Source organism: uncultured Methanobrevibacter sp. (genome assembly GCF_900316895.1).
Taxonomy (GTDB): domain Archaea; phylum Methanobacteriota; class Methanobacteria; order Methanobacteriales; family Methanobacteriaceae; genus Methanocatella.
Genome location: NZ_ONER01000130.1, coordinates 1 through 2,894 on the forward strand (window position 1 = coordinate 1; position 2,894 = coordinate 2,894).

The following is a 2,894-nucleotide window of genomic DNA, read 5'->3' on the forward strand; positions in this document are numbered from 1 at the left end:
TCATGGTCAAAATCCGGAATATTTGCACCGATTAATGTTAAAGCAATTGTTAGAGGATTGTGAAAAAACATCAACGAAAGTAGAACTGCAAATATTGAATGACCCTTATAGGACGACATTTTAATCACCTTAGTTAAAAATAGAATGTTTATATTTAAAAGGTTAATGAGAGAGCATTTGAAAACTAATGCCCTCAAAAAATATGCACCATGCAAAGACTGGGCCGATTCAATTATTTAATTTTAATTTTTATCTTTTTGCTGGAGGTTTTATATATATTATCTCCTTTGAATCTGATTTTTGCTTTGAATGTTCCTTTTTTATTGAATTTTTTGATTTTAAATACAGCTTTACCTTTCTTATTGATTTTAGCCTTATAGATTTTGCCTTTGACTTTCAATGTGAGTTTTTTACCCGCTTTTAGGTATTTTTTGCCGTTGACAGAAGATCCTTTTATTGTTGTTAGAGTTACTGTAATCCTCTTGATTTTTTTGCTTGCTTTGAATTTTTTGTTTTTGGCTTTGATTTTTGTTTTCTTTTTGTTGAACCACCCCATCCTATAGAGGATGGGGATTCCTGAATTTTTTTCACATAAATATATAGAGAACATATATAAAAATTTCTAAAAATTATTCACATAATTTTAGATTCCGAAATATTCCAAAAAACTCACAATTTGGGCATATGACCTTTCAACCGTTCCCTTAGCTATATTGGCAAATGGACATACAACTTCACCAGTGATGGCTGGAACACCCTTTAAATTGCAAACATCCTCAACTGCGCCTTTATAATAAGAGCCTGCAAAGTCAACAGACAAAACATCACATCCAATATCCCGTGAAATGTAATTTGCAATCAAATAGCTTTCAGCACAGGGAGATTTTGATGAAAATATGGATTCTATGCCAGGATTTGAATTGAAAGAAGTTGAATGGAAATCCCCAACAAAACGTATGTCCAAATTTTCAACCGCCTGAACAATTAAATTGCTTATGGAGTTTTTAATATGGGCTGAACGATTTAAATCCATTGAATTTAATGTTCTTTGATTTTCCATAGTGGATCGGGGCGCTGCAAATGGAATAAAATATAAAGTGTGATTTAAATCCTCATATAACATTTCATTAAATAATTTCAAATTGGCAACTTGCGGAGGCAGTTCATTTCCATGAATTCCCGATAAAACCAGTATACTATTGCCTTTATTGCCTAATTTAAATATTGGAGTTCCAAAAACACATTTTTCAAGTACAAATTGAGTAAATCTGTTTAATTCCAAATTATCCAGGACAACCTTATTTCGTGAAACATAACCCCCTGAAAAATCGGAAATGTAGGCCATTTCAAGATTTCCAAATTCCTCAATTTTTTTGAAAAGCATAATTAAATATACAGTGAAACTCTTATTTAAAAATAAGTATGAAAATGAAGAAATATATAAAAAACCTGATAACGCTTATCAATTATGAAAGAGATGCTGAAATTGACCTGATGACACGTGAAATAAGCACAATGTCAGGTCAAAAAAGGGAAGAACTGGGAAGAGCCATCAATAAAGTAAAGGGAAAAAGTTTAGGCAAGGAATTGGGCCTGCAGATAGTTCAGTTCGGAAGGTCTGAGGTAATCGACACAGAAATATCAGTCGGAGACATGGTACTGGTCAGCACCGACAATCCATTAAGAAGCGATTTGACCGGCACAGTCACCGAGAAAGGTGCCAGATTCATCAAGGTTGCCTTTGACAAGCGCGTCCCAAAATGGGCAATCAAAAAGAAGGTCAGACTTGACCTGTATGCCAATGACATCACCTTCAGAAGAATGGAGGATAACCTGAACCATTTGAGCCTAAAGGGCAAAAATGCTTTGGAATACATTCTGAATGAGAGAAATCCAAAGAAGAACAGGGATGTGCCTTATATAGCATATATCGATGAAAATCTCAACGATTCGCAAAAGGAGGCTATCGAAAATGCCCTCTCATGTGAAAATTTCTTTCTGATACATGGGCCATTCGGAACCGGAAAAACAAGGACATTGGTTGAATTAATCTCACAGGAAACAAGGCAAGGCCATAAGGTACTGGCAACTGCAGAAAGCAATGCAGCCGTTGACAACATTTTGGAAAGACTGATGGACAACAAAAAATTGACCCTTACACGGCTCGGACACCCCCAAAGGGTTTCAAAGCACAACATCACACAGACCCTTGCATACAAGGCTGAAAACCACAAGCTGAACAAGAAAATCAAAAAGATCCACAAAAAGATTGACAATATGATTGAAAAGCGCAAGGTCCACACAAAGCCAACCCCACAGTACCGCAGAGGCTATGGCGATTATGACATTCTTCATATGGCATCAAAAGGTAAAGGCGGACGTGGAATAAGCTCAGACAAAATGAAATCAATGGCAAAATGGATTGAAATCAATCAGGAAATCGATGAGGCCCATGACGAAATCAAAAGGATTGAAAACAGAATGATAAAAGACATCATCGACTCAAGCGATGTGATACTGGCCACAAACTCATCATCTGCCCTTGAAGCCATTGCAAGAGTCAAGTTTGATGTTGCAATCATTGATGAGGCTTCACAGGCCACAATCCCAAGCGTACTTATTCCAATTGCAAAGGCCCACAGGTTCATCCTTGCGGGAGACCACAAGCAGCTCCCTCCAACAATAATCAGTGACCGAGCAGGGGCATTGTCAAAAACATTGTTTGAAGAGCTAATAAGAATGTATCCATTCAAATCACAATTATTGGATATACAATACCGTATGAACAGTCTTTTAATGAAGTTTCCAAATGAGGAGTTTTACAATAACGGCCTTAAAAGCGATTCAAGCGTGGATGACATAAACATCAGAGACATCCTGGATTCCCATCAGGA

At 36.6% G+C, this 2,894-nt stretch carries 3 protein-coding genes and 1 pseudogene; 1 reads left to right on the forward strand and 3 read right to left on the reverse strand.

The annotated features are described in order from the left end of the window. The 3 genes and pseudogenes from QZN27_RS09980 to QZN27_RS09590 form a co-directional block, all read right to left on the reverse strand. Window positions 1-119: pseudogene (locus QZN27_RS09980) on the reverse strand (hydrolase); the annotation flags it as partial. Between the two features lie 113 nt (window positions 120-232). Then, window positions 233-556: a hypothetical protein gene (locus QZN27_RS09585; protein ID WP_296786941.1), complete on the reverse strand. Its 324-nt coding sequence runs from the start codon at window positions 554-556 to the stop codon at window positions 233-235. A gap of 87 nt (window positions 557-643) precedes the next feature. Further along, window positions 644-1,384 carry a succinylglutamate desuccinylase/aspartoacylase family protein gene (locus QZN27_RS09590; protein WP_296786944.1) on the reverse strand — a complete coding sequence of 247 codons (741 nt, stop codon included), beginning with the start codon at window positions 1,382-1,384 and terminating at the stop codon, window positions 644-646. A 44-nt stretch (window positions 1,385-1,428) separates the two neighbouring features. On the opposite strand from QZN27_RS09590, the gene QZN27_RS09595 reads away from it, so the two are divergent. After that, window positions 1,429-2,894 (forward strand): IGHMBP2 family helicase (locus QZN27_RS09595; protein ID WP_296786947.1); only part of this gene is annotated, 1,466 nt, incomplete at its 3' end.